At 37.4% G+C, this 25,611-nt stretch carries 24 protein-coding genes; 15 read left to right on the top strand and 9 right to left on the bottom strand.

Going from position 1 to position 25,611, the window contains the following annotated elements; all coding sequences use genetic code 11:
- The first annotated feature begins 403 nt into the window (after positions 1-403).
- The gene (gene ung / locus IPP64_03470) at positions 404-1,084 is read left to right on the top strand and encodes a uracil-DNA glycosylase (GenBank protein MBL0328486.1); all 681 of its coding nucleotides are present in this window, start codon (positions 404-406) and stop codon (positions 1,082-1,084) included.
- Positions 1,085-1,158: 74 nt separating this feature from the next.
- Here the strand turns inward: ung and IPP64_03465 are convergent, their stop codons facing one another.
- Positions 1,159-2,577 (bottom strand): T9SS type A sorting domain-containing protein, encoded by a 1,419-nt coding sequence (locus IPP64_03465; protein ID MBL0328485.1) that lies wholly within the window; start codon positions 2,575-2,577, stop codon positions 1,159-1,161.
- 211 nt (positions 2,578-2,788) lie between these two features.
- Here IPP64_03465 and IPP64_03460 point away from each other — a divergent pair, with 211 nt between their 5' ends.
- Positions 2,789-4,303 (top strand): hypothetical protein, encoded by a 1,515-nt coding sequence (locus IPP64_03460; GenBank protein MBL0328484.1) that lies wholly within the window; start codon positions 2,789-2,791, stop codon positions 4,301-4,303.
- 151 nt (positions 4,304-4,454) lie between these two features.
- A complete protein-coding gene (locus tag IPP64_03455) occupies positions 4,455-4,811 on the top strand; it encodes a DoxX family protein (protein ID MBL0328483.1) in 357 nt (118 codons plus the stop codon).
- Between the two features lie 166 nt (positions 4,812-4,977).
- On the opposite strand, the gene alaS is transcribed toward IPP64_03455, so the two are convergent.
- Positions 4,978-7,632 (bottom strand): alanine--tRNA ligase, encoded by a 2,655-nt coding sequence (gene alaS, locus IPP64_03450; GenBank protein ID MBL0328482.1) that lies wholly within the window; start codon positions 7,630-7,632, stop codon positions 4,978-4,980.
- A gap of 125 nt (positions 7,633-7,757) precedes the next feature.
- Here alaS and IPP64_03445 point away from each other — a divergent pair, with 125 nt between their 5' ends.
- The gene (locus tag IPP64_03445; GenBank protein MBL0328481.1) at positions 7,758-8,729 is read left to right on the top strand and encodes a peptidoglycan DD-metalloendopeptidase family protein; all 972 of its coding nucleotides are present in this window, start codon (positions 7,758-7,760) and stop codon (positions 8,727-8,729) included.
- 105 nt (positions 8,730-8,834) lie between these two features.
- On the top strand, positions 8,835-9,194 hold the full coding sequence (locus IPP64_03440) for a MerR family transcriptional regulator (GenBank protein ID MBL0328480.1): 360 nt from the start codon (positions 8,835-8,837) through the stop codon (positions 9,192-9,194).
- On the opposite strand, the gene rfaD is transcribed toward IPP64_03440, so the two are convergent.
- The 3 genes from rfaD to mqnB form a co-directional block, all read right to left on the bottom strand.
- On the bottom strand, positions 9,191-10,156 hold the full coding sequence (rfaD, locus tag IPP64_03435; GenBank protein ID MBL0328479.1) for an ADP-glyceromanno-heptose 6-epimerase: 966 nt from the start codon (positions 10,154-10,156) through the stop codon (positions 9,191-9,193). The genes IPP64_03440 and rfaD overlap by 4 nt on opposite strands.
- A gap of 146 nt (positions 10,157-10,302) precedes the next feature.
- The gene (locus tag IPP64_03430; GenBank protein MBL0328478.1) at positions 10,303-11,172 is read right to left on the bottom strand and encodes a 1,4-dihydroxy-6-naphthoate synthase; all 870 of its coding nucleotides are present in this window, start codon (positions 11,170-11,172) and stop codon (positions 10,303-10,305) included.
- 54 nt (positions 11,173-11,226) lie between these two features.
- Positions 11,227-11,883, bottom strand: coding sequence for a futalosine hydrolase (mqnB, locus tag IPP64_03425; GenBank protein MBL0328477.1), 657 nt, complete (start codon positions 11,881-11,883; stop codon positions 11,227-11,229).
- 119 nt (positions 11,884-12,002) lie between these two features.
- Here mqnB and IPP64_03420 point away from each other — a divergent pair, with 119 nt between their 5' ends.
- From IPP64_03420 to IPP64_03395, 6 genes are all read left to right on the top strand, one after another.
- Positions 12,003-12,419 carry a 6-carboxytetrahydropterin synthase gene (locus IPP64_03420; protein MBL0328476.1) on the top strand — a complete coding sequence of 139 codons (417 nt, stop codon included), beginning with the start codon at positions 12,003-12,005 and terminating at the stop codon, positions 12,417-12,419.
- Positions 12,420-12,462: 43 nt separating this feature from the next.
- Complete coding sequence (folE, locus tag IPP64_03415) at positions 12,463-13,086, top strand: GTP cyclohydrolase I FolE (protein MBL0328475.1); 624 nt, start codon at positions 12,463-12,465, stop codon at positions 13,084-13,086.
- A gap of 94 nt (positions 13,087-13,180) precedes the next feature.
- On the top strand, positions 13,181-13,924 hold the full coding sequence (locus IPP64_03410; protein MBL0328474.1) for a Bax inhibitor-1/YccA family protein: 744 nt from the start codon (positions 13,181-13,183) through the stop codon (positions 13,922-13,924).
- Positions 13,925-14,012: 88 nt separating this feature from the next.
- Complete coding sequence (locus IPP64_03405) at positions 14,013-14,993, top strand: T9SS type A sorting domain-containing protein (protein MBL0328473.1); 981 nt, start codon at positions 14,013-14,015, stop codon at positions 14,991-14,993.
- A 95-nt stretch (positions 14,994-15,088) separates the two neighbouring features.
- Complete coding sequence (gene fabD / locus IPP64_03400) at positions 15,089-15,976, top strand: ACP S-malonyltransferase (protein ID MBL0328472.1); 888 nt, start codon at positions 15,089-15,091, stop codon at positions 15,974-15,976.
- Between the two features lie 89 nt (positions 15,977-16,065).
- Positions 16,066-16,755 carry a hypothetical protein gene (locus IPP64_03395; GenBank protein MBL0328471.1) on the top strand — a complete coding sequence of 230 codons (690 nt, stop codon included), beginning with the start codon at positions 16,066-16,068 and terminating at the stop codon, positions 16,753-16,755.
- Between the two features lie 79 nt (positions 16,756-16,834).
- Here the strand turns inward: IPP64_03395 and IPP64_03390 are convergent, their stop codons facing one another.
- The 3 genes from IPP64_03390 to IPP64_03380 all read right to left on the bottom strand — a co-directional run bounded on the left by IPP64_03390 (position 16,835) and on the right by IPP64_03380 (position 20,320).
- Positions 16,835-17,989 (bottom strand): hypothetical protein, encoded by a 1,155-nt coding sequence (locus IPP64_03390; GenBank protein MBL0328470.1) that lies wholly within the window; start codon positions 17,987-17,989, stop codon positions 16,835-16,837.
- Positions 17,990-18,088: 99 nt separating this feature from the next.
- Positions 18,089-20,092, bottom strand: a complete 2,004-nt coding sequence (locus IPP64_03385) for a urocanate hydratase (protein MBL0328469.1) — start codon at positions 20,090-20,092, stop codon at positions 18,089-18,091.
- 39 nt (positions 20,093-20,131) lie between these two features.
- Positions 20,132-20,320 carry a hypothetical protein gene (locus IPP64_03380; GenBank protein MBL0328468.1) on the bottom strand — a complete coding sequence of 63 codons (189 nt, stop codon included), beginning with the start codon at positions 20,318-20,320 and terminating at the stop codon, positions 20,132-20,134.
- A gap of 104 nt (positions 20,321-20,424) precedes the next feature.
- On the opposite strand from IPP64_03380, the gene IPP64_03375 reads away from it, so the two are divergent.
- From IPP64_03375 to IPP64_03365, 3 genes are all read left to right on the top strand, one after another.
- Positions 20,425-21,546: a cytochrome-c peroxidase gene (locus tag IPP64_03375; GenBank protein MBL0328467.1), complete on the top strand. Its 1,122-nt coding sequence runs from the start codon at positions 20,425-20,427 to the stop codon at positions 21,544-21,546.
- Positions 21,543-22,451: a 1-aminocyclopropane-1-carboxylate deaminase/D-cysteine desulfhydrase gene (locus IPP64_03370; protein ID MBL0328466.1), complete on the top strand. Its 909-nt coding sequence runs from the start codon at positions 21,543-21,545 to the stop codon at positions 22,449-22,451. Before IPP64_03375 ends, IPP64_03370 begins: the two co-directional genes overlap by 4 nt.
- 68 nt (positions 22,452-22,519) lie before the next feature.
- A complete protein-coding gene (locus IPP64_03365; GenBank protein MBL0328465.1) occupies positions 22,520-23,455 on the top strand; it encodes a glucosaminidase domain-containing protein in 936 nt (311 codons plus the stop codon).
- Positions 23,456-23,457: 2 nt separating this feature from the next.
- Here the strand turns inward: IPP64_03365 and IPP64_03360 are convergent, their stop codons facing one another.
- Entirely contained in the window at positions 23,458-23,970 is a 513-nt protein-coding gene (locus tag IPP64_03360) for a hypothetical protein (protein ID MBL0328464.1), read from the bottom strand.
- Between the two features lie 210 nt (positions 23,971-24,180).
- Between IPP64_03360 and eno the strand changes: the two genes are divergently transcribed.
- Positions 24,181-25,476 carry a phosphopyruvate hydratase gene (gene eno / locus IPP64_03355; GenBank protein MBL0328463.1) on the top strand — a complete coding sequence of 432 codons (1,296 nt, stop codon included), beginning with the start codon at positions 24,181-24,183 and terminating at the stop codon, positions 25,474-25,476.
- The last annotated feature ends 135 nt before the right edge of the window (positions 25,477-25,611 follow it).

The raw sequence follows: 25,611 nt of genomic DNA, 5'->3' as shown, positions 1-25,611 counted from the left end.
ATTCCCATGAGACTTGCAAGAAGTTAAGATTGAACCTGTAACAAATACAGCTAGAAGGATAAGTGCAAGTTTTTTCATGAGATATAGGGATTTTTAGATTGATTTTTCAGTCTTATCGGTAATTTTCTTACCTGATTCGATTTTGTTAATTTTTCCATATGCAGCACAACGCTCGTGGCTTCTGCATGATGACAACGTAGCACCAACAAAAACGACTGATAAGATAATTACAAATACTTTTTTCATGTGGAATCTGATAATAATTAATTCTAAATAATCATAAAGGATGAATTGCAAAATTATAATAAATATAGATTTAAACAAACCATTTCAACTATTTTTTTTCAGCAAGTAGTCAAAAACCCCATAATTAGTCTATTTTTGGCAATAAAATGCGGTAAAAATGCCCAAAACGGAGGTAGACATTCATGAGAGCTGGAAGCAAGTTTTGAAAGAACAATTTGCAGCTCCCTATTTTAATGAATTGAAGTCTTTTCTTACTAACGAAAAGAAAACGCATATCGTATATCCTCCGGGCAATCAAATTTTTGCAGCCTTTAATCGCACCCCGTTCGACAAAGTGAAAGTGGTGATTATTGGTCAAGATCCCTATCACGGACCGGGACAAGCAAACGGGCTTTGCTTTTCTGTGAGTCCGGGCATCCGAAAACCACCTTCACTGGTCAATGTTTTCAAAGAATTACAAACCGATTTAGGCATTCCCATTCCACAGGATGGCAACTTGGAATCCTGGGCAGATCAGGGCATTTTATTATTAAATGCCACCTTGACGGTTAGAGGCGGCATGGCAGGCTCTCACCAAAAGAAAGGTTGGGAACAATTTACGGACGCGGTGATAAAGGCGATTTCAGACAATAAAAAAGGAGTTATTTTTATGTTATGGGGAAACTTTGCACAAACCAAAGCCGAACTGATAGACAAAGACAAACATTTTATATTAACTGCAGCACACCCTTCCCCACTCGCTCGTGGTGCTTTTTTCGGGTGCAAACATTTTTCAAAAGCCAATAAGCTGCTCGAACATCAAGGTATTTTGCCAATCGATTGGCGATTAGCTCCGTAGGAGTCCCTTCGGCAAAAAATAGAAAAGCCCATAGTTCAATCTGAACTACAGGCCATTCATCCCAACAAAAAAAATTAATTCTTGGTAATCTTTCGAATCACTTTTGAATTTCCAACGGTGATTTCAACAAAATAAATTCCAGATTCTAATTCAGAAACAGAAATTGCTTCTTGGTGTTTTTGATTTGCATGAACGTCCATTTGCTTTTCAATCACATTTTGTCCTAATACATTTTTAATGGTCAAAACAGCCTTTCCTGTTCCTCCATTTTCAATTACGAGAGAAAGAGTAGAAGAAACTGGATTCGGAAAAACCAAAACATTGAATGCATCAATAGGAGAAGTGATACCGGTTGATAAGATTGAAATTGTATTGGATGGATATGGACAGGTATTGTAATACGTCACCATCACATAATAATTTCCATCGGTGGTGGTGGTATAACTTTGAGAAGTCGCTCCAGGGATAATGCTTCCATTCCAATACCATTGGTAGGTAGTTGCAGGTGTAGCGGTTAATACCGCCCCGGCTTGTGTAATTACCGGTGCATTAATTAAACATGCTTGATCGTAAGTAATACGAGGCGACACCGTCAATGAATCGTTAAATGTATCCCAAGAAGTGCAATTATCTTTTAAATAATACTCCAACCACAATTTTAAAAAATCTGCAACGGCATCTTGTTGTTGCGCTCTGGTAATTGCAAGTGTGGGAGTGCAGGTAGACTGCCCGAATGCACAATTAAAATTATAATTTGCAAATTCACAATGAGCTGCCCCTTTAACACTGATAAATGTTTTGCAAGTCGAACCCAATGAATCGTACATTGGAATCTGATGATCAGCAGGAGGAGCAACACAATCATTCTCACCTGCAAACACCAATGCCGGAACGGATACATTTGTTGCAGCAGCAATAGATGGCGGTGTGGTATTGGCAGCTGCAAACGTTACCATCGTGGTAATGTTCGGATTACTTTCTGCCGCCAAAAAGGTACTTCCTCCGCCCATCGAATGACCCATAATGGCTGATTTTGTGTTGATGTGATTATAAAACGGGGATGATAGATTGGTGGCGCTTTCACTTTGCAATTTGGTTACCAAAAATTTCAAATCCTTACCAAATTCTCCATGCGAAGGACTAATACTACCTTCGGTGCGAGGGAACGCTACAATATATCCCTGAGGAACTAAATCCTCCCAAATATTTTGATAGGCATCCCAACTCATCACAAAGCCGTGCCCAAATATTATTATTGGGAATGTTCCTGCAGAAACAGGCACACTTGTTCCGGCTGTTGCAGCGGGATAATAAATCTCTGTTTGGATACTTCTGCTTGCTCTTGCAGGATCCGTATAGGTAATTTGAACGTGACCTACCGCATAGGTTTGTGCTTTTCCCAATAAGGAAAGGAATAGGAACGAAACAAAAAATAATTTCTTTACAATTACCTCCGTTTCGGTGAATGATTTTTTTAGTAGTTTTTTAATCATGGCGATTTTTTCTTACAAAGTTAACGGGCATTCCCGAGGAATAAAAGTCTGTAGTGTACAGTTTCATCAGATGAGAATTCCCATCAACCACTTCCAAACGAAGCTTAGGATGAAGAAAATCGAATAAATAACATCCTCATCTTCGACCAAAAATCAGAATGGAGTTTTTATTTCAAAAAATTTTAGATACTTTAGGGCGGGAAAAAAAATTATGTTAAGCATCCAAAAAACCATATTACTTCTTGACGATTTTCATTTTGAAGAATTTAAGCTTCATCTGAAAAAGAGTAATGCCGAATTACCGCTTAAACTAATTTTGCAAATTCGTAAAGACGAATGGAAGCAGAAAGAGTCGGATGACTTATGCAAAGACGTATACGGTTCAAAGGATGAAAAAAGCAAAAAGAAATTTTTCCAGCTCGTTCACTACACTTTTCGCTTAACATCCTTCTTAAGTCGCAACCATCCTTCCTATCTAACCTATAACATTTCAAAAATTGAACAACTCATCAATAAGGGTGAATTGGTTCAAGCCAATCATCTTGGTGAAATATTATTGGACATTGCAGAAAAAACAGAAGATTTTCCAACGGCCATTGCTGTCTTAAAATATTTTGCACAGCAATCTTTTGTACTGGAAAACAAAAATGCAGCTATCAAATACCATCAGCGCATTACCGAATTGCTAAAAAACGAACACATCATCAACCTGATGTATTTGTATATGCGTCAGAATTTAAATTTCAAAGGGAAGAGTGTTTTATCGGATAAGGAAATGCAAGAGCATTTACTCTTCTACGACAAATACCGCGACAATCCTTCTTTAAGCATCCAAATGTTGAGTCGCTATGCCTATTTCCATACACTCAACTACTTGAATGACGAACGCTTTTATAGCCAAGAGATTTTATCCGAAATTAATAGTTTGATTTACGACTTAGAGAAAAACGCGTATGTGATTTTTTCTTTTTCTGACGATATTCAGTTAAATGTAGATTATCTGAAATTAAAACATCTGATTGGTTCGATGACCAGAGATGAATTGCAGAAAGAATCCGCTTTTTTAATTAAACAGCGTGAGCCACTGCGTTTTTGGAAAAACTATGTAAATACACCTGAAATCATCTATTTGAGTATTCAGGCAAGTTATTTTATGACACATTTTTGTCATGGTTACAAACCCGGTTACAACGAAAGTTTACCGAAAGACATCAAATCGCAAATTGAATTTTACAAACAAAAGTGTGAAGAGATTCTGGCAAAACCTATCTGGAACGAAGGCATGCATGTTCGATTCATCAACCTCAACAATATCTATTGTGGATTTTTAATTTTAGGAAGCAAAGAAGACATTAAAAAAGCAGTAGAAAAACTCGAACACTTATTAGTTAACTTCCAGCAAATTGCTTTCCAGCGCCTCTATGATGCATTGTTTGCAACCCTTATGCTGGGGTATTTCTTTTTAGGAGAAAACGAGAACATACAAGAGTGCTACAAACGTTATGAAAAATTAACGGCAAACATTAATAAGAATGTGGAGAACGATTTGACCATCAAATCCATTTATTACGCGTCACAATGGAATGCGACACAGCGAAAACAATACATCGAAAAACTACAAAGTATCTCTGAGAAAACTTCAGAAAGTGCTACACTAAAACATCTTCAAACCTTTATTACCGATGTTGTGGAGCATTTTGAAATCCCCATAAAAACGGCAAAATAATTTTTCTACGCGTGCACTGATTTATTCTCATTTATAGCTATCACAAATAATTTTTTATCGAAACTATTATTTTTAACAAAATCCTTCTAATTCTTTTTTTACATAAGAAAATTTGTGAATCTGTGGCAAACCTTCAACAAATCCTAATTAAATGAAAATAGCGTTGCTTTACTTGATGGCATTGATTTATATAGCAGCGGGAATTTACCACTTCGTAAATCCAAAACTATATCTGAAGATAATGCCAACATATCTTCCTTATCACTTACAATTAATTTATCTCAGTGGCGTTATCGAAATTGGACTAGGAATATTATTGATTCCGGAAGGCACACGCTCCATTGCAGCTTGGTTAATCATCGCGATGCTGATTGCTATTTTCCCAGCAAACATTCAAATGGCAGTTACCTTTTGGCAAAAGAATAGCTCTTCCCTTTGGATCGCCATTGCCCGATTACCTTTACAAGGGGTATTGATTTGGTTGGCGTGGTTGTATACGAAACGGTAAATTTATTTAAGAACGTCATTGCGAGGCACGAAGCAATCTGGTTTTTAACAGATAGAGAGATTGCTTCGTACCTTGCAATGACGATACAAACGAACATTTCCTATAAAAAAAAGCGAACCTATTTAACATATAGGTTCGCTTTTCGTTTTTGTAAGATATCTGTATTTTAAAGATACGTCTTCGCCTTTTCCAACGCCTTAGGAATTCCTTGCAAGTTACTTCCACCTGCATTTGCATAGAACGGCTGCCCACCTCCACCACCTTGAATTTCTTTTGCGATATCACGCATAATCGTTCCAGCGTTTAGATTTTTCTCTGCAACTAAATTATCAGAAATGATAATCGATAAACTTGGCTTGCCTTTTACCTCTGCACCAATCACCATAAATAAATTATCAATCTGACTTCTTACTTCATACAATAAATCTTTTATTGCATCAGCGGAATCCAATTCAATTTTCTCGGCAATAAAATTAATTCCATTAATCGATTGCTTCTTTGCAAGCAACTCCACTTTCAATCCTTTTGCTTTTTCGCGAAGCATTTGATCGATTTGTTTTTGCAATTCCGAATTGTGATCCATCAACCCTTGCAAACTCTTCACTACATCTTTAGGATTTTTCAAAAGGCTTTTCACTTCATTCACCAATGCAATTTGTTGATTAAAAAATGCTTCGGCTTTTACAGAAGTGATTGCTTCAATACGTCTGATACCTGCCGCAACGGCTCCTTCCGAAACAATTTTAAACAAACCTATTTGTCCGGTTGCCGGAACATGTGTTCCACCGCACAACTCGATGGAGAATTTTTTATCGAAGGTGACTACACGAACCAAGTCGCCATACTTTTCACCAAACAAGGCCATTGCCCCCGTTTTACGCGCTTCGTCAATTGGCATCTCTTGTATGTCAGAAGGAATGTTCTCACGAATTTTTTGATTCACGATGGCTTCAATCTGCGCAATTTCTTCATCTGTTACTTTTGAAAAATGAGAAAAATCGAAACGCAACTGTTCATCGTTTACCAAACTTCCTTTTTGTTCTACGTGTGTTCCTAATACTTGTCGCAATGCTGCATGCATCAAGTGAGTTGTACTGTGATTGTTTTCAGTTAACGAACGTCTTTCTGCATTTACTTTTGCAACAAATGTTTTAGTAAAGTTTTCCGGAAGTTTATCAGCAAAATGAATGATAATCCCGTTTTCTTTTTTGGTGTCAGTAATGGTAATTGTTTCGTTTGCAGATTCCAATATTCCAATATCTCCAACTTGTCCACCACTTTCTGCATAAAAGGGAGTAACATCTAACACCAATTGAAATTGTTCTTTCCCTTTTGCTTTTACTTTTCGGTATTGAATAATTTTACTTTCTGCTTCCAACTGTTTGTAACCCACAAATGCTCTTCCACCCTCGTCAGCTTTTCTACCTTCAACCAATATCCAATCTCCGGTATCCACCGCGGTTGCTTCACGCGAGCGATTTTTTTGTTTTTCCAATTCCTTTTGGAATCCTGCTTCATCAATGCTCAATCCATAACCGCGAGCAATCAAGGATGTTAAATCGATAGGAAAACCAAACGTATCGTACAATTCGAAAACGATTGCACCGTCCACAATTTGTTTTTTCTCTTTGATGGTGTTTGCACACACTTGGTCGATGCGCTTCAATCCATTTTCAAGGGTTCTGAAAAAAGCAATTTCTTCCTCTTTGATTACTTTTTCAATCAATAATTTTTGTGATACCAACTCAGGGAATGCTTGTCCCATTTGATGAGCCAATACCGGAACCAAACGATACATGAATGGTTCTTTCAAATTCAACGATTGATATCCGTAACGGATTGCTCTTCTTAAAATTCTACGAATCACATATCCGGCACCGGTATTCGATGGCAATTGTCCATCAGCGATACTAAACGAAATTGCACGAATATGATCTGCGATGACACGCATCGCGATGTTGATGATTAATTGTTTCGGATGTTTTTCTTCTTCTTCCGGTTTGTAACGCAATCCGGAAAGCTCTTCTATTTTATCGATAACCGGTTTAAACACATCGGTATCATAATTCGATTGTTTGCCTTGTAAAACACGTACCAATCGCTCGAACCCCATTCCTGTATCCACATGTTGTTTCGGCAACTTTACCAACGATCCATCGGCTTTGCGTTCAAATTCCATGAATACGTTGTTCCACACTTCAATTACTTGTGGATCATCATTATTCACACGAGAAGCACCACTCACTTTTGCTCTTTCTTCTTCGCTTCTTCCATCGTAATGAATTTCAGAACATGGTCCGCACGGACCAATATCGCCCATTTCCCAAAAATTATCTTTTTTATTTCCGCGCAAGATTCTTTCTTCCGGAATAAATTGTTTCCAGATATCGTATGCTTCTTGATCGAAACCTAAATTATCTTCTTTGCTTCCTTCAAAAACAGTAACATATAATCTGTTTTTATCAATCTTGTATACTTCCGTCAATAATTCCCAAGCCCAGGTTAGTGCATCTTTTTTGAAATAATCGCCAAAGCTCCAGTTTCCGAGCATTTCAAACATGGTATGGTGATAGGTATCCACACCCACTTCTTCCAAATCGTTGTGTTTTCCACTAACGCGCAAACATTTTTGGGTATCCACCACACGTGGAAATTTGATGGGTGCATTGCCCAAGAATAAGTCTTTAAAAGGTGCCATCCCCGAATTGATAAACATCAACGTTGGATCGTTTTTCACCACCATAGGCGATGACGGCACAATTTCATGCCCTTTTGACTTAAAATAATCTAAAAATGCTTGGCGAACTTTACTCGATTCCATACTATTACTACTATTCGTTTCAAATTAAATCCCGTCCTCAAAATCCCGACTACCAACTACAAACTAATAACGGATTGCAAATTTAGTTTTTTTGCGTAAATTCGCATGAAGCAAAGCCAAGAAAATTGAGCAAAATCAGTTATAAATTCAATACCAAGTCGCTTACCTACGAAAAAGTGACGGTACCTGTGCGCAAACGCGTATGGCAGATCTTGTCGTATTTGGCTACGGGATTGGTGTTTGCTACCATTACCATCATTATTGCCTTTAAATACTTCCCTTCACCCCGTGAAAAACAAAAACAACGTGAAATCGAAGAGTTGACCTTGCAATTTGAACTTTTGAACAGCCGAATGAATGAAGTAACGGAGGTTTTGAGTGATATTGAAACACGAGACAATAATATTTACCGTACCATTTTTGAAGCAGAACCGATTCCGGCCAGCATCCGTAAAGCAGGATTTGGCGGTGTGGACCGCTACAAAGAATTGCAAGGCTATCAGAATTCCGACTTAATGATTGAAACCAGCAAGCATTTGGATCGCATCAGTAAACAGTTGTATATTCAATCGAAATCGTTTGATGAAGTGGTAAAATTGGTGAAAGGAAAAACACAGTTATTAGCCTCTATTCCTGCGATTCAGCCCATTGCCAATGAAGATTTAAGACATCAACCCTCCGGATTCGGATGGAGAACTCATCCGATTTATAAAACACCTGAATTTCATCCGGGGATGGATTTTGCTGCTCCGCAAGGAACCGAAATACGCGCAACAGGCGATGGAACAGTTGAAAGAGCCGATGCGGCAGCACAAGGATATGGGAATCATGTGGTGCTAAATCATGGTTATGGCTATAAAACATTGTATGGTCACATGCTGAAGTTTGTGGTTCGTCCGGGGCAAAAAGTAAAACGCGGACAATTAATCGGGTTTGTTGGAAGCACAGGATTGTCTACCGCTCCGCACGTGCATTATGAAGTAATGAAAGGCGGAGAAAAAATGAATCCTATCAATTATTATTACAACGACTTAACACCGGAGCAATATCAAAAGTTGATTGAGTTATCTGAACAATCGTCTCAGTCGTTCGATTAGCAGAACGCAAGATTTAAGACACAAGAATCCAGATGTATTGAGCGTTCGCAAAATGAATAAATTACATTATATTTGTTAAGCACATTAAAATCCTAAAATTAATACTTGCCTTATAAAGAAACCGATACCGTTAAGTTGTACTACACCATTGGTGAAGTTTCGGAAATGTTTGAAGTAAACACGTCCCTGATTCGCTTTTGGGAAAAAGAATTTGATATTATCAAACCAAAGAAGAATAAAAAAGGCAACCGCTTATTTACTCCCGAAGACATTGATAATTTTAAAGTGATTTACAACCTTGTGAAAGAACAAGGCTTGACGTTGGATGGCGCAAAAAAATACCTGAAAGAAAACCGCAAAACAGTAAAGCACGAAATGAAGATTGAGAAAAATCAATTTTCGGAAATCGAAAATAAACTGAGAGCCATTAAGAGTAATCTGATGGAGATTAGAGCTTCGCTTTAGTAATACTTCTTCCCTACCAAATAATTCTTTACATAATCCTTCACACCTTCTTCCAATGTATGAAATGGTTTTGAGTAACCAATGGATTTCAGTTTGGTCATATTCGCTTCGGTAAAATATTGGTATTTATCACGAATGTCAATTGGTGTATCCACAAATTCTATTTGAGGTGTTTTGTCAACCCCAGCAAAGGTGTTTTTCACAAGATCTAAAAACGTACGTGCTTTTCCGGAACCAAGATTATAAATTCCGGAATCTTTGCGGTGATGCAATAAAAAATGACAGACTTCCACCACATCTTTCACATACACAAAATCACGGAGCTGTTCACCATCTTTAAATTTCGGATTGTGGGAACGGAATAATTTTACAGAACCTTTTTCCTGAATCTGATTAAACGCATGCATAATCACAGATGCCATTCTTCCTTTGTGAAATTCATTCGGTCCGTATACATTAAAGAATTTTAAACCTACCCAGAAGTAAGGTTTCTTTTCTTGCAATAATGCCCATTTATCAAAATCATTTTTGGAATCTCCGTAAGGATTTAATGGTTTTAATTTAGGAATATCAGCTTCGTTATCATCGTATCCAAATTCCCCCAAACCATACGTTGCAGCAGAAGATGCGTATACCAATGGCAAACCAAACTCCACACAAACATTCCAAATGTCTTTTGTATAATTTAAATTTAATCGGTCGAAAATTTCTTTATTAAATTCGGTGGTATCTGTGCGGGCACCAATGTGAAAAATGAATTGTACCAAACGTTGATTCTCTTTTAACCAAACGATAAACTCATCGCGGTGAATTTTTTGAGAGTACTTTTTTCCTTCTAGATTTTTCATCTTTTCGGTATCCGAAAAATCATCCACTAATATCAAATCACTAAAACCTTCTTGGTTGAGTTTACTCACCAAACAACTTCCGATAAAACCTGCTGCTCCTGTAATAATTATCATCGTTTACTAATTAAATGTTTATTTCAAACCGTCATGCCGTGCTACGACACGGCATCTGTTTAATGAAAGCATCTTCTAATTGGCAGATCCCGTGTCGTGGCAAGGGATGACGGTTACAAGGAGAAGAATTCTCCGAAACCACCACTTTAAACTAAAAAAACCTCCTCTTCAATTTTATTAATCACTCCCAACTCCTGTGCTTTGTCAAAAAGCAATTTAACAGCACGTTTTCCTTCAACTCCCAAATCCACCGAATAGTTGTTCACGTATAAATCGATGTGTTTATACATCACTTCTTCACTCATCTCCTGAGCGTTTGCTTTTACAAAGTTAAGACTAGATTTAGGGTTTGCAAATGCATGTTCTACACTTTTTCGTAAAACACGGTCGAATTTCTTTTTTACTTCATCCGGAAAATTTCTTTTTATTACAATTCCTCCCAATGGAATGGGTGCTTTTGCTAAGGTTTCCCAATATTCACCCAAATCAATGATTTTTTTCAACCCTTTTTGTTCGTAGGTAAATCTGTTTTCATGAATGATTAAACCAGCATCTACTTTTCCAGTCAAAACAGCATCTTCAATTTCAGAAAACACCATTTCTAATTTATTTTTTGCATCCGGGAAAGCAAGTGATAAAAGAAAATTTGCTGTTGTATATTTTCCCGGAATAGCTATTTTGAGATGGGACCCTTCGACTCCGCTCAGGGTGACGTTTTCGTTTTTTGAAATTAAAAGAGGGCCGCAATTATTTCCCAAAGCACTTCCTGCATTTAATAATTGGTATTCTTTTACAAGATGAGCATAGGCATGATAACTCAATTTGGTAACATCCAATTCTCCTTTAAATGCTTTTTGATTTAGCGTTTCCACATCCTCCATAAATACTTCAAACTTCAAGCCTTCCGTATCAATTTTCCCATGCAGCATTGCATCAAAAATAAAGCAGTCGTTGGGGCAAGGGCTAAAACCCAGTGTGATTGAGGATGAAGGATTAAGGATTATTGGATTATTCATTTTATCTTTTTGTCATTTCGTCCCGATAGCTATCGGGAGAAGCGGAGAAACCTATTATAATTTATCTAAAATTTCAAAAACCTGTTTATTCAAATTCTCAATCGCCAATGGAATATTCCAGGCCTCACGATTTCTTTTTTCAACATAATTAGAAACCGCTCTTATCTGAACATAAGGAATATTCTCGTTTTCACAGGCAAACATAAATGCGGCTCCTTCCATGCTTTCAACATACGGATGAAATTGCTCGTAAACCTTTTTAATACTTATTTCATGTCCATGTGCCGTATTCACAGTAATTCCATTTACTTTCGGAAGTGCTTCAATAAGAGAATGCATTGCCCCGGTTTTGTTTTCAATTTTAGAAACACCTTGCAGGTTTAATTCATCCAGCGATAAAAATGCATCTCCATCTTCTGCTCCGAGCTCCGAAAAACAATCTTGAAAAACATTTACAACGGTTCCAATCTCCAAATTGCGGTTAAAACTCCCACAAATACCGAGATTAAATGCCGCATCGTACGTTTCATTCAACACTTTTCCGGTATGATATGCAGTCGCCACCATTCCTACACCTGTAATTAAAAAATCAATCTCCAGATTTTTAAATCGACAGGAAAACAATCGGCCATCAGCAGCTGATGATGATTCCATTTTAGTTAATAAGGAATCAATCTCAAATTTAGTAGCGGCAACAATTAAAATTTTCATCAGAACAAAGATAACATCTTCTAAACAAAAAATGCACTGAAGTGTTTAATCTCAATACATGTCCGTTTTGATACAAATATTCAGCAGATACCGTATATTTGTATCTTATTTAAAAGACTATGATTTATATAACACGCAGAGAACATTTTAACGCAGCACACAAGCTTCACAACCCCAATTGGACGGACGAACAAAATGCTGAAATTTTTGGAAAATGTGCCAATCCAAACTGGCATGGCCACAACTATAACTTGTATGTTACGGTAAAAGGAAACGTAAATCCGGATACCGGATATTCCGTTAACTTGAAAGATTTAAGTACCATTATCCGCACACATATTACAGACAAACTGGATCATAAAAATTTGAATTTAGATGTTCCATTTATGAAAGGAGTAATGCCCTCTACTGAAAATGTAGCAATTGCAATTTGGAAAGAATTAGTACCACATGTGAATGCGATGGATTGCAAATTACATTCAATAAAATTATTTGAGACAGAAAACAATTTTGTAGAATATTTCGGAGAAGAATAGCCTAACAACTTTAAACCTTAAACTTTCCAACTTTAAAACGAATATGGGACACGATGAATTTGATGATGTAGAAGGCTACAAAAAAATCGACAGATACAATACAAAATCTGTTGAGAGCATTGCTTCAAAATACAAGAACATTTTATTGGACATGGGTGAAAACCCTGAGCGCGAAGGATTATTAAAAACACCGGAGCGTGTTGCTAAAGCAATGCAATTTTTAACGCATGGTTATGATTTGAATCCGGAAGAGATTTTAAAATCGGCTATGTTTAAGGAGGATTATAGCCAAATGGTGATTGTAAAAGACATTGAAGTGTATTCGATGTGTGAGCATCACATGTTACCCTTTTTCGGGAAAGCACATGTTGCTTACATTCCGAATGGCTGTGTAGTTGGATTAAGTAAAATTCCACGTGTGGTAGATGCGTATGCGCGAAGACTACAAGTACAAGAACGATTAACCAACGAAATTCGCGATTGTATTCAAAACACATTGAATCCAAAAGGTGTTGCAGTGGTAATGGAGTGTTCACATTTATGCATGCAGATGCGAGGTATTCAAAAACAAAATTCGGTAACCACCACCTCTGCATTTACAGGTGAATTCTTAAAAGACACCACCAGAAAGGAATTTATCAGCTTAATCGGATCAAAATTGCACTAAATTGTGTCAAAAAACGTTAAGAAGGCTGACATTTTTGCATAATCCTTCAATCGGTATTATCTTTGCACGGTAACGTTTACAAAAACATATATAAATGGAAACTAACAACATTAACAACTTCAATTTTATATCGCAAGAAGATCGTTCTTCTATGTCTAAGACCTTTATGGCAAGTGTATTTTCGTGGATGTCAGCCGCGCTGATTGTTACAGGAATAGTAGCTTATTACTTTGCAGCAAATGACGAACTAAGTTCATTACTGAGAACAATCAACCCTTTTACTGGTAGATATTCACATACGACACTTGGCTATGTAGTTATGTTTGCTCCTCTTGGACTTTTGATTGTAATGGGAGTTGGGTATCGAAAACTATCGTATCCGATACTACTTTTTCTCTACTTATTTTTTTCAATGCTAGTGGGAGCAAGTATTAGCTATATCTTTTTGGCATACACTGGTCAAAGCATTCTCGGAATCTTTTTTGCAGCATCCGGCATGTTCGGTGCAATGGCAATATTGGGTTATACAACCAACATAGACCTTACAAAATTTGGTTCCATTATGATGATGGGTGTAGTTGGAGTATTTTTCGCAAGTTTAATCAATTTCTTTTTTCTTGAAAGCGATACAATGGGATATGTTATAAGTACTGTTGGAGTTTTAGCATTTACCGGATTGACAGCTTGGGATGTACAAAAACTGAAACGAATTGGAGCAGGACTTGAATATGGAACAGAGGAAACCAGTAAGCTTGTTATTTGGGGTGCAATGGATTTATATTTAGATTTCATCAACATTTTCTTGCATTTATTGCGTTTATTTGGTGATAGAAAATAAGCACACATTTTAAAAATCAAAAAGGGAAAACGAAGAAATTTGTTTTCCCTTTTTAATTCTCTTATATTTGATATAGAACATCCACCTGATGAAAAAAATTGCACTTATATTCTTTTCCATTCTAATTTATTTAAATGTGAATGCTCAAGGGGACATCATTGGTGGCGACAGCAGTGACTTTGAAAGTAACATTTCATTTATTCAATTAGATACTGCGAGTGGAAATGTATGGCAAATTGGTTTGCCCCAAAAAACATTTTTTGGTACAGCCTATTCTGGTCCCTTTGCAATAATGACTGATACTATTAATTCTTATCCTATAAACAACCTTTCTTCATTTGATATAAGCTTATACGACACGGCCAGCTGGGGACTTATTCCTCATATACAAATTGGATTCTGGCACAAGTACGAAACTGACAGCTTAAAAGATGGTGGTTTTATTGAAATGTCCATTGATAGTGGGATAACTTGGCAAAACATAGCTACCCAAACTTTCACTTGGGGCTGGGCGGCTTTTCCAACAAATTTTTATTCGCCATCAGATACGATAACAGGAAACATTCCTGCGTTTACTGGGACCCAAAACATCTGGGAATATTCGGAATACCGTTTACAATTTGTTTTACCTGTGCTAAAACCAGTAGGCAATGATTTAAAATCATTTCAATTAACAGGTGATGTTTATACTCAAAAAATAATGTTTCGTTTCAACTTCAAATCTGATGGTATTGAAACAAATAAAGCAGGATGGATTGTTGATAACCTTGTAATAAGAGAGCTTAGTGTTTATGGAGGAGTTCACGAAACTGAATCAACTAATTTTGATGTTAAAGTGTACCCTAATCCTATAAACGAAATAGGAATTATTCAAGTTCTTCCCAAAAAAAATGAACATGATTTTACTATCAACATTTATAATAGTCTTGGACAAATTGTTTTAACTTCTAAAATGGATAAAAACAATCAATTTATCATCAATAAGAATGATTTGGATAGTGGGATTTACTTATTTTCTGTCATAAGTAAAGATGGTACCAGTAAAAATGGGAAACTATTAATTAAATAAGCACACATTTCATTGTGAATAAAAAGAGTCCCGGAGAAATTCGGGACTCTTTTTATTTTACTAATATTGAATAGTCTAATATTAAATCAAAGAATATGAAAGCATATGTATTTCCGGGACAAGGTTCCCAATTTGTAGGAATGGGAAAAGAGTTATATGAAACTTCTCCATTGGCAAAAGAATTATTTGAAAAAGCAAACACTATTTTAGGTTTCAGAATTACTGACATTATGTTTTCCGGCACTGATGAAGAATTGAAGCAAACAAAAGTGACACAGCCAGCCATCTTTTTACATTCGGTAATCCTTGCCGCTACTTTGGGTGAAAGTGTAAAACCAGAAATGGTTGCAGGACATAGTTTAGGTGAGTTCTCTGCATTGGTGGTAAACAAAACCTTATCGTTTGAAGATGCATTAGTGCTGGTTTCAAAACGTGCCTTAGCGATGCAAAAAGCATGTGAACTCAACCCATCTACAATGGCAGCGGTATTAAATTTAGATGATAAAATCACAGAAGACATTTGTGCTGAAATTACAAAAGGGGGAGATATTGTGGTAGCAGCGAATTACAACTGCCCGGGGCAATTGGTGATTTCAGGTTCTATCAATGGAGTAAACATTGCCTGCGAAAAACTAAAAGCAGCCGGAGCAAAGCGTGCCCTGGTATTACCGGTTGGTGGTGCATTTCATTCACCATTGATGCAACCTGCAGCGGTGGAATTGGAAGCTGCAATCAATGCAACAACTTTTAGTCAACCCATTTGTCCGGTTTATCAAAACGTAACTGCATCTGCTGTTTCTAATCCTGATGACATTAAAAAGAATTTGATTGCACAGTTGTCTGCTCCAGTAAAGTGGACACAAACTGTTCAACAAATGATTGCGGACGGAGCTACTTCTTTTACTGAAATTGGACCTGGTAAAGTATTACAAGGGTTGGTTAAAAAAGTTAATCCGGCAATGGAAGCAGCGAGTGCCGTTTAATTGTCACCTCCACTTCTAGTGCATTTACCGATTGATTAACTTTTGCAATACTATCTTTTTCAGTTAAGCGTTATTCCTAAAAAAGTAAAATGAAATACGAAGTATTCATGAATTCTATAAAAAGAAATTCCCCAATGCATAAAAAATTAATTTTATTCTCAATTGCTATTTTATCAATTGTACAAACAAAAGCACAATTCGTAAATAGTATGGGCATAACGGCAGGTGTTTCTGCTGGAAATCAAAAATTTTTATTTACAGAGCCACTGGCAATTTCCAGAAAAAAATACATCGTAGGATTTAACGCAAGCATCTTCGGTGAATTTTTTAGTCATGATTATGCCCGTTGGGTAACCGAAATTCAATACGACCAAAAAGGTTCGATTGACAAACAGCCGGAAGGAAATTATGGAAATTCGTTACAATATCTTTCGTGGAACAACTATTTGAAATTACGCTACGAAATGTACAGCATCATTCCTTACATCATGGTCGGGCCGAAACTGGAATACCGATTAACACAAGCAACCAGCTCACCTCCTGTGACCGGAAGTTTTTTACCACTTCACATCAGCGGTGCTTTTGGCGGAGGAGTTGAATTTATCAGTTATAGCCGTTTTAAATTTTTGGTAGAAGCATTTTACAACCCGGATATGATGCCTGCTTATGTTACTCCGGACTTGCATATTAAAAACAAAAATATTCAACTAAGAGTTGGCGTAAAGTATCAATTTGGTGAACAACGAGAAAGTTGCAATACACCTACTTATGTCGAATAGGTTTACGATACATTCCTAAAAAAGCGCCCCGCCCTGATAAATCAGAGCGGGGCGTTTCTTTCATTTTAATCATCACAAACTATCTTCCGCCTTTTCCGCCACCTTTGCTAGATTTAGGAGCTGAGCTTGGCTTTTGTGAAGGACGAGATGCCTTCGGTGTTGATTTTGGACGAGATGTATTTCCACCACTTTTTGTTCCACTTGGTTTGTTAGAAGGGCGATTCGGATTTGCTTTGGGCTGAGACGTTCCCGGTGTTGCTTTCCCTCCTCCAACATTGTCTTTACGATTTACATTCGAATCTTTATTTCCTTTGCCATTATAAGCAGGATTTGACTTTCCTTTGCTACCATCTATTTTACCATCGCCTTTTCTGCTTTTAGAAGCGTACGTTTTATTATACACATTTGCCTTTCTATGTGCTTGAACGGTTACAGAAACTGTTCGGTGTGGAGCATAAACACCATGTGCTCCCTGAGCCCTGTAAAATCCGGTGCGGTGATAATAACCATAATGATGGTGGTGATTGTAATGATGCCAATAATAGTTATGCCAATACCAAGGTGTCCATGGTCTCCACCAGATTGGATATGAATACCAATGCCAAGGTGAAACGTATACGACATACGTAGGACCATATACATAATGCACAATCGGCCATTGATTTACAACAACGTATGTATTGTTACCATTTCCTCCGTTGTTGTCGTTATAGTAATTATTCGTTGTATTGTTAATGACGGTAGTTCCGTTCTCTTTTGTGTTTGAGTCGGACGACTTGTTTGTATCTGCAGTTTTTGCAGTAGGGTCGTTTTCTGTTGGCTCAACAATATAGTCTTTACCATATAATTCTTCATTCCCAACAATTTGCACAATCACTTTACCGTCTTTATCTTTTTCAATTTCGATAACGGCAACGTCTTGTGTTTCCTTGTCATTCACCGGCACTTGCAAAACAACAGCATGTGATTCACCGGTTTGATGATCGATTACTTTTATATAATCGATTTTATCATCATTGTTCAAATCAAGATTGTTGATTTTAGCATCTTCGGAGTTTAAACTTTTTTCAAATGCTTCAAAGGTTTCCGATTTTTGGAAAAGGTCCAATACAGCAACCAAGTTTAAATTATCTCCCGGCAAGCCAAGAGAATCGATTTTTTCAGTTTTTTGAGCGAAACCGCTTTGATTGTAAACTATCGTTGACAAAAAAAGCAAAAAGGTCAGTCTTTTCATTTTATGATTTTATTTATTGACTAATTAAACCGGGGATGGTTTAATCTGTTATGCCAAAATCATTCCAAATAATCGAAAAAAACAGAAAATGTGTGAATTTTAAAACAAATTGTCCAGTAAACCATCGTCTACCATATTTGGCAGAGTCACTTTTAGTTCCGGAGTGCGTTCCATTTCACGTTTGATGGCAAATACTGCTTCTTCGTTTCTAGCCCAGCTTCTGCGGGCGATTCCATTGTTTACGTCCCAAAACAACATGGATTTTAGCCTTCTGTCGCTGTCCGCTGTTCCATCCAACACCATCCCAAATCCACCATTAATTACTTCACCCCAACCAACACCACCACCATTGTGAAGTGATATCCAAGTTGCACCTCTAAATCCGTCACCTACAAAATTTTGAACTGCCATATCCGCAGTAAAACTAGATCCATCATATATGTTAGATGTTTCGCGATAGGGTGAATCTGTTCCGGAAACATCGTGGTGATCTCTGCCCAAAACAACAGGTGCAGAAAGCTCACCGGATTTAATCGCCTTGTTAAATGCTTCCGCAATTTTTACGCGAGCTTCCGAATCGGCATATAAAATGCGTGCTTGCGAACCTACCACTAAATTATTCTGCATCGCATCTTTAATCCACACAATATTATCACTGATTTGCTGCTTGATTTCAGCTGGAGAAGTTGTATACATTTCTTCCAATACGCTCAAAGCAAGTTTATCAGTTGTTGCTAAATCTTTGGGATCGCAGGAGGTACATACCCAGCGGAAAGGCCCGAAGCCATAATCAAAACACATTGGTCCGAGAATATCCTGCACATAGGATTTATAAATAAATGTTCCATCCGCATTCACGATGGCTGCGCCTGCACGAGATGCCTCCAATAAAAATGCATTTCCGTAATCAAAAAAGTACATACCGTTTTTGGCTAATGTATTCACTGCATTCGCATGACGTATCAATGTTTTCTGAACTTCTTTTTTAAATTGCTCCGGATTTTTGGCCATCATTTCGTTAGACTGTTCCAATGAAAATCCTGCGGGATAATATCCTCCTGCCCATGGATTGTGCAAGGAAGTTTGGTCGGTTCCAATATCCACTTTGATATTTTCTTTCACCAAGTATTCCCACAAATCAACAACATTTCCTTGATACGCTAATGAAACAGCTTCCTTTGAAGCTTGTGCTTTTTTTACACGAGCAATTAACAATGCTAAATCTTCATATACTTCATCTACCCAGCCTTGCGTATGTCTTGTTTTTACAGCTTTCGGATTTATTTCTGCAACAACAGAAACCAATCCTGAAATTTTTCCTGCTTTGGGTTGAGCACCACTCATTCCTCCTAAACCGCATGTAACAAATAATTTCCCTTTTCTATCTTCTTCTGATTTAGAAATTTTTCTTGCTGCATTCATCACGGTAATGGTGGTTCCGTGAACAATCCCTTGTGGCCCGATATACATGTATGAACCCGCAGTCATTTGACCATATTGGGTTACACCTAATGCATTAAACTTTTCCCAGTCATCCGGTTTACTATAATTCGGAATCATCATTCCGTTTGTAATGACTACCCGAGGCGCGTCTTTGTGTGAAGGGAACAAACCCATAGGGTGGCCAGAATACATGACCAATGTTTGCTCATCTGTCATCTCCGCCAAATATTTCATGGTCAACAGATATTGCCCCCAATTTTGAAACACCGCTCCATTACCACCGTAGGTGATTAATTCGTGTGGATGTTGTGCAACCGCATAATCTAAATTATTCTGCAACATCAACATAATTGCGGCTGCTTGTTTTGACTGATGCGGATAATCGTTGATGTGGCGTGCATGAATTTTATAATCCGGACGAAAACGATACATATAGATACGTCCGCATTCTTTTAGCTCCTGAGCAAATTCTTTTGCTAAAACAGGATGATGTTTTTTATCAAAGTAGCGAAGTGCATTTCGGAGCGCTAATTTTTTTTCTTCTTTATTAAGAATATCTTTTCGTTTCGGAGCATGATTGATTGCCGAATCGTAAACTTTAACTTCTGGAAGTTCAGAAGGTATTCCTTGTACTATTTGTTTCTTAAAATTTGTACTCATAAATATTTTTTTACATTTCCAACTTGGAAAACTTCCAAATTACTTTTTCTTCTCAATTCTCCCCTTATCTTTATTAAAACCATAAGGACAGTGTTTACAACCATTCTGACAGCAATAACCCCGTTTTAACAAATACTTTTCAGTAAAAACAATATATCCTTGTTCACTATAATAAAAATCATCGGGATCCAATTGTTTGTTGTTTGAAAAGCCAAAATTCTCTGCCATTCAACAAAGATAGTGTGCTAAACAGAATTGCCAAAAGTATTTTTCAAATTCAAATTTTTCTTGAAATTACTTTGATAGAATTGCAAAACGTATATCTTTGTTGTATGGGTTCTAAGTCTAGGATTTTATTCTTTCTAACGATTGGTTTATGCTTATTAATAGCATGTTCCAAGGATCCGATTATCCCATTCGACCTAGGAGAAAAGGAATTAAAACCCGTATTGCCGGAAGCGCCTTTCGTTTATGGAACCGATACCTTCCCATCTTATTTTAACTCGCCTCCACTATCGTTTATCAATTCCATCCAAAACCCAATCACGAATGATGGTGCAACTCTTGGAAGAGTGTTGTTTTATGATAAAAAGCTATCTGTCAACAATACCATTTCTTGTGGCTCATGCCATTTGCAATCAAAAGCCTTTTCAGATCCAGCACAGTTCAGCAGTGGGTTTGAGGGAGCTATCACCAACAGAAACTCAATGGCCATTGTTAATACGCGTTATTCGTTTCGTTTTTTCTGGGATCAGCGAGCTACCTATTTGGAAGAGCAAGTCTTAATGCCCATTGAAAACCATATCGAAATGGGTATGAACCTGCTTGATTTACCCTCAAAGTTAGAAGCCGTTGCGTATTATCCCGATTTATTTGAAAAAGCGTTTGGTAATAGAGAGGTGACCATCGAAAAAATAAGCATTGCACTTTCCCAATTTGTGCATTCACTCACCAGCTACCGTTCGAAATTTGACATGGGCATGCAAAATGGGTTTGTAGATTATAGTGCGATGGAAATGGATGGCAAAGCGCTTTATTTTAGCGGAACAATAAACTGTAATCATTGTCATACGACCTACAATTTTTTTGATTCACAAGCCTTGAACAATGGTTTAGATTCAATTTATGCGGATAATGGCAGAGGTTTAATTACAGGTGACAGTGCCGATATGGGGCAATTCAAAGTCCCAACATTGCGCAACATTGAAATGTCGGCTCCCTATATGCACGATGGTAGATTTGCAACACTGGAAGAAGTGGTTGAACATTACAACAGTGGTATACAACGCCATCCTAACTTGGACGATCGGCTTACGACTAACGGAACAACAGGCGGCCCACCGAAACAATACTTTTTAACTCCTTATGAGAAAGCATCGTTGGTGGCATTTTTAAAAACATTAACCGATCAAACATTCTTAACCGATGTTCGTTTTTCCGATCCATTCAAATGATTCGCCACCAACTTCCTTTACAAAAAATCACATCCGACATTATTACAAGTAAAGGAGTTGAACTGTATGTTTATCGAACAGACTTAAACCACAAAAACATAAGCGGGAACAAATTGTATAAACTTAAATACAATTTAGAGGAAGCGAAAAAACAAAACCCGTCTCCTTTACAGACAGGTAAAAAAACACTGCTCACTTTCGGAGGGGCATTCTCCAATCACATCGCTGCTACTGCTGCAGCGGGTAAAGAATATGGCTTTAATACCATCGGAATCATTCGTGGAGACGAGTTGGAGGTATTAAATCCTACACTCACATTTGCGAAAGCATGTGGAATGCAATTGCATTTTGTTTCACGAAGCCTCTATCAAAACAAAGCAACATTAAACACCTATGTTCAAGAACAGTTTGGAGTTCAAAATTATTATTCGATTCCGGAAGGCGGCTCCAATGCACTTGGAATAATTGGGTGCAAAGAAATCACAAAAGACATCCCGATTGATTTCGATATCGTTTGCTGCCCCTGCGGAACAGGAGCGACAATAACAGGAATTATACTTTCGTTAAAAGAACATCAGCAAGCAATCGGTTTTCAAGTTTTGAAGGGAGAATACTATATTAAAAATGAAGTAACTAAATGGCTGAAAGAGTTTGATTCACCAGCCAGCAATTGGGAAATAAACGAAGAATTTCATTTCGGAGGCTATGCGAAATTAAAACCCGAGCTGCTTCATTTTATTCAGCAATTTGAAAAAGAAAACGCAATTCCACTCGACTATATCTACACAGGGAAAATGATGTATGGAATTTTTGAAAACATCAAACAAGGAAAATTCAAAAGAGGGAGTAAAATTATTGCAATACATACCGGTGGGCTTCAAGGCAATAGAGGGTTTGAGAATTAACAAGCCGGTGTTAGAAAGTTCGGTCTCCTGCTGAAAAATTCAATAGAATAATTCGTATTTTTGAATCAATGCTAAAACGCCTATCCATATTCATTTTATTCCTACTTCTTACCACGGCAATTTATGCACAGCCCGCTGAACATAAAATGACTTCCGCTCAATACATTGAAAATTTCAAGGACGAAGCCATCAAAGAAATGTTGATGAATAACATTCCTGCCAGCATCACACTTGCTCAAGGAATGTTGGAAAGTGGCAATGGAAACAGTGACTTGGCGGTATATGCCAACAATCATTTTGGAATTAAATGTCATAAAGGATGGGACGGACCAACGTTTACAAAAGATGATGATGCGAAAGACGAATGTTTTAGAAAATATCCATCCGTATTAGATTCGTATAACGACCATTCCAACTTTTTAAAATCACGTAGTCGTTATGCCGCCTTGTTCGAATTAAAAAGAACCGATTACAAAGGCTGGGCAAAAGGATTGAAAGAAGCCGGCTATGCAACCGACCCAAAATACACACAACGCTTATTGGAAATCATAGAAACCTATAAACTTTACCAATATGACAAAGTAGACGAATTACCCAACATTACGGTAGCGGCCGACAAACCACATCATCCGGAAACGATGGAAGCGAGGGAAATTTTGCGTTTCCGATTTATTAAATACATCATCGTTAAACCGGGAGATTCATTTTATAAAATTGCAGTAGATACTGATAAAGATCTTTGGCAACTTTATAAATTCAATGATTTGGAACCGGATGCAAAACTTATTGCAGGACAAAAATTATATCTTCAACCGAAACGCAACAAAGCCAAAGAACCTTTTCATACAGTAAAAAAAGGCGAAACCATGAAATCCATTTCTCAGTTGCATGGAATCAAATTAAAAAAACTGTATAAGAAAAACAACATGAAGCCGGGTGAAGAGCCCAAAGTAGGCGACCAGCTATACATGCGTGCTCAAAAGCCTTCCTCTGAAAATAAATAATTCTACTTTACTTTTTCGATTTTAAATTCCGGAATTTCATTTTCATGAATAACGCCTTCGCTATCGATATAAACGAGCTTTTTTATCCAGATGGACGAGCCAATCATCATGTGTGACAATTCTCGTAATGGCTGATTTAAATTAAAACTTTTGACATCGCCTTTTGAACATTGCACTTGCGACTTAAAAATTTCATATTCATAACTGATAATCCTGTAGCCAGTTGACTCCATTTTCTCGTTTGTCAACACCAGCCCTCCATAATTAAACATCAACGGAAACAGATTTGAGTTATACGCCTTAGGGAAATACTCTTTAAAATTATAATTATACGCACGCACACGAAAAACACGCAGTTGAGGTTTTACTTCTATGGTAGTCGCCTTCGAAATAAGATATTTTTTCGGGACTACTTTTTTCACTTTAATCGTTCCACGCTTTGTTTGCTCTTGCGAGAATGTTGTATTCCACAACAGCAAAAAGCCTGTCAAAGCAAAAACTAAAATTTTGTTCATATTCCCGGGGATTCATCTTGATAATGCTGTTGTTCGCTAAAAGATACAGCATTGGGTAATTTACTCCTGATTTCAAAAAACGATTTTTTGACAAATATTAACGAATTGTTTATAAAAACCGACTTTCCTATCTGGTTTTATTTCTACTTTTGGGGCGTTATTTCCAGCATGTCAACTCTTTCAATTTAACAATATAAATAAACAATCATTATGGGTTTTATAGCAAGCGTACAAGCTCGTCAAATATTGGATTCACGTGGTAATCCAACAATAGAAGTAGATGTAATTACGGACCAAGGAATCATGGGTCGTGCAGCCGTTCCTTCCGGAGCCTCAACTGGAGTGCACGAAGCTGTTGAATTGCGTGATGGCGACAAAGGATATTATTTAGGAAAAGGCGTATTGAAGGCCGTTAACAATGTAAATACCGTTATCCGAGAGGAATTAAACGGCATGTATATTTTCGACCAAAATGCTATCGACAAAAAAATGATTGCCTTGGATGGCACTGATAACAAAGGAAGTTTGGGTGCGAATGCGATTTTAGGTGTTTCCTTGGCATGCGCGAAAGCTGCTGCTGAAGAAGCTCGTCAGCCTTTATACAGATACATTGGCGGGGTAAATGCCAATTTATTGCCCATCCCAATGATGAACATCATCAATGGCGGTTCACATGCTGATAACAGCATCGACTTTCAAGAATTTATGATTATGCCGGTTGGTGCCACCAGCTTTACAGACGCCATCCGCATGGGAACAGAAGTGTTTCACCACCTAAAAAAGGTGCTAAAAGACAAAGGATATTCTACCAATGTGGGTGACGAAGGCGGTTTTGCTCCGAATTTAAAATCCAACGAAGAAGCTATTGAATGTGTTTTAAAAGCAATTGAAAATGGCGGATATAAACCGGGGGAAGATATTTACATTTCAATGGATGCTGCTGCATCTGAATTTTACATTGAAAAAGAAAATGTATACCACTTCAAAAAATCCAACGGAAACAAGCTCACTCCGGCAGAAATGGTTGATTATTGGGCAGATTGGACAAAAAAATACCCTATTTTATCGATTGAAGATGGATTGGCGGAAGACGATTGGAAAGGCTGGAAACTGTTAAGTGATAAAATTGGAAGTAAAACCCAACTGGTAGGTGATGATTTGTTTGTGACCAATGTAAAGCGTTTACAAAAGGGAATTGACGAAAAAATTGCTAATTCCATTCTAGTAAAGGTAAACCAAATTGGTTCTTTATCAGAAACCATTGATGCGGTTCAATTGGCTCAAAACAACTCTTATACTTCAGTAATGAGCCACCGTTCGGGGGAAACAGAAGATACAACCATTGCAGATTTGGCGGTTGCATTAAATTGTGGCCAAATCAAGACTGGTTCGGCTTCCCGTACCGATAGAATCGCAAAATACAACCAATTGTTGCGTATTGAAGAGCAGTTGGGAGAAGCAGCACGGTATTTAGGGAAAGACTTTAAATATGTAAAGAATAGATAGAGCCTCACCCCCCCTTTCCTTTTTCAAGGAGAGGGGAATGAGGATTTCATATAAATTTTATGTAAGATTGTTTTTAATCTCATAAAATCCTTTTATCTTTCGGGAATAAGAATTGCACGGATATAATTCATTAAA

Source organism: Bacteroidota bacterium (assembly GCA_016722565.1).
In the GTDB taxonomy this organism is placed as follows: domain Bacteria; phylum Bacteroidota; class Bacteroidia; order 2-12-FULL-35-15; family 2-12-FULL-35-15; genus 2-12-FULL-35-15.
Note: the sequence above shows the minus strand (reverse complement) of the source record. Positions and strands in the feature narration are given on the sequence as shown.

Excerpts from the sequence above, each read along its gene's own strand:
- ung (MBL0328486.1), top strand. The coding sequence starts at position 404 with ATGCCCAAAACGGAGGTAGACATTCATGAGAGCTGGAAGCAAGTTTTG.
- IPP64_03465 (MBL0328485.1), bottom strand. The coding sequence starts at position 2,577 with ATGATTAAAAAACTACTAAAAAAATCATTCACCGAAACGGAGGTAATT.
- IPP64_03460 (MBL0328484.1), top strand. The coding sequence starts at position 2,789 with ATGTTAAGCATCCAAAAAACCATATTACTTCTTGACGATTTTCATTTT.
- IPP64_03455 (MBL0328483.1), top strand. The coding sequence starts at position 4,455 with ATGAAAATAGCGTTGCTTTACTTGATGGCATTGATTTATATAGCAGCG.
- alaS (MBL0328482.1), bottom strand. The coding sequence starts at position 7,632 with ATGGAATCGAGTAAAGTTCGCCAAGCATTTTTAGATTATTTTAAGTCA.
- rfaD (MBL0328479.1), bottom strand. The coding sequence starts at position 10,156 with ATGATAATTATTACAGGAGCAGCAGGTTTTATCGGAAGTTGTTTGGTG.
- IPP64_03430 (MBL0328478.1), bottom strand. The coding sequence starts at position 11,172 with ATGAATAATCCAATAATCCTTAATCCTTCATCCTCAATCACACTGGGT.
- mqnB (MBL0328477.1), bottom strand. The coding sequence starts at position 11,883 with ATGAAAATTTTAATTGTTGCCGCTACTAAATTTGAGATTGATTCCTTA.
- IPP64_03420 (MBL0328476.1), top strand. The coding sequence starts at position 12,003 with ATGATTTATATAACACGCAGAGAACATTTTAACGCAGCACACAAGCTT.
- folE (MBL0328475.1), top strand. The coding sequence starts at position 12,463 with ATGGGACACGATGAATTTGATGATGTAGAAGGCTACAAAAAAATCGAC.
- IPP64_03410 (MBL0328474.1), top strand. The coding sequence starts at position 13,181 with ATGGAAACTAACAACATTAACAACTTCAATTTTATATCGCAAGAAGAT.
- IPP64_03405 (MBL0328473.1), top strand. The coding sequence starts at position 14,013 with ATGAAAAAAATTGCACTTATATTCTTTTCCATTCTAATTTATTTAAAT.
- fabD (MBL0328472.1), top strand. The coding sequence starts at position 15,089 with ATGAAAGCATATGTATTTCCGGGACAAGGTTCCCAATTTGTAGGAATG.
- IPP64_03395 (MBL0328471.1), top strand. The coding sequence starts at position 16,066 with ATGAAATACGAAGTATTCATGAATTCTATAAAAAGAAATTCCCCAATG.
- IPP64_03390 (MBL0328470.1), bottom strand. The coding sequence starts at position 17,989 with ATGAAAAGACTGACCTTTTTGCTTTTTTTGTCAACGATAGTTTACAAT.
- IPP64_03385 (MBL0328469.1), bottom strand. The coding sequence starts at position 20,092 with ATGAGTACAAATTTTAAGAAACAAATAGTACAAGGAATACCTTCTGAA.
- IPP64_03380 (MBL0328468.1), bottom strand. The coding sequence starts at position 20,320 with ATGGCAGAGAATTTTGGCTTTTCAAACAACAAACAATTGGATCCCGAT.
- IPP64_03375 (MBL0328467.1), top strand. The coding sequence starts at position 20,425 with ATGGGTTCTAAGTCTAGGATTTTATTCTTTCTAACGATTGGTTTATGC.
- IPP64_03370 (MBL0328466.1), top strand. The coding sequence starts at position 21,543 with ATGATTCGCCACCAACTTCCTTTACAAAAAATCACATCCGACATTATT.
- IPP64_03365 (MBL0328465.1), top strand. The coding sequence starts at position 22,520 with ATGCTAAAACGCCTATCCATATTCATTTTATTCCTACTTCTTACCACG.
- IPP64_03360 (MBL0328464.1), bottom strand. The coding sequence starts at position 23,970 with ATGAACAAAATTTTAGTTTTTGCTTTGACAGGCTTTTTGCTGTTGTGG.
- eno (MBL0328463.1), top strand. The coding sequence starts at position 24,181 with ATGGGTTTTATAGCAAGCGTACAAGCTCGTCAAATATTGGATTCACGT.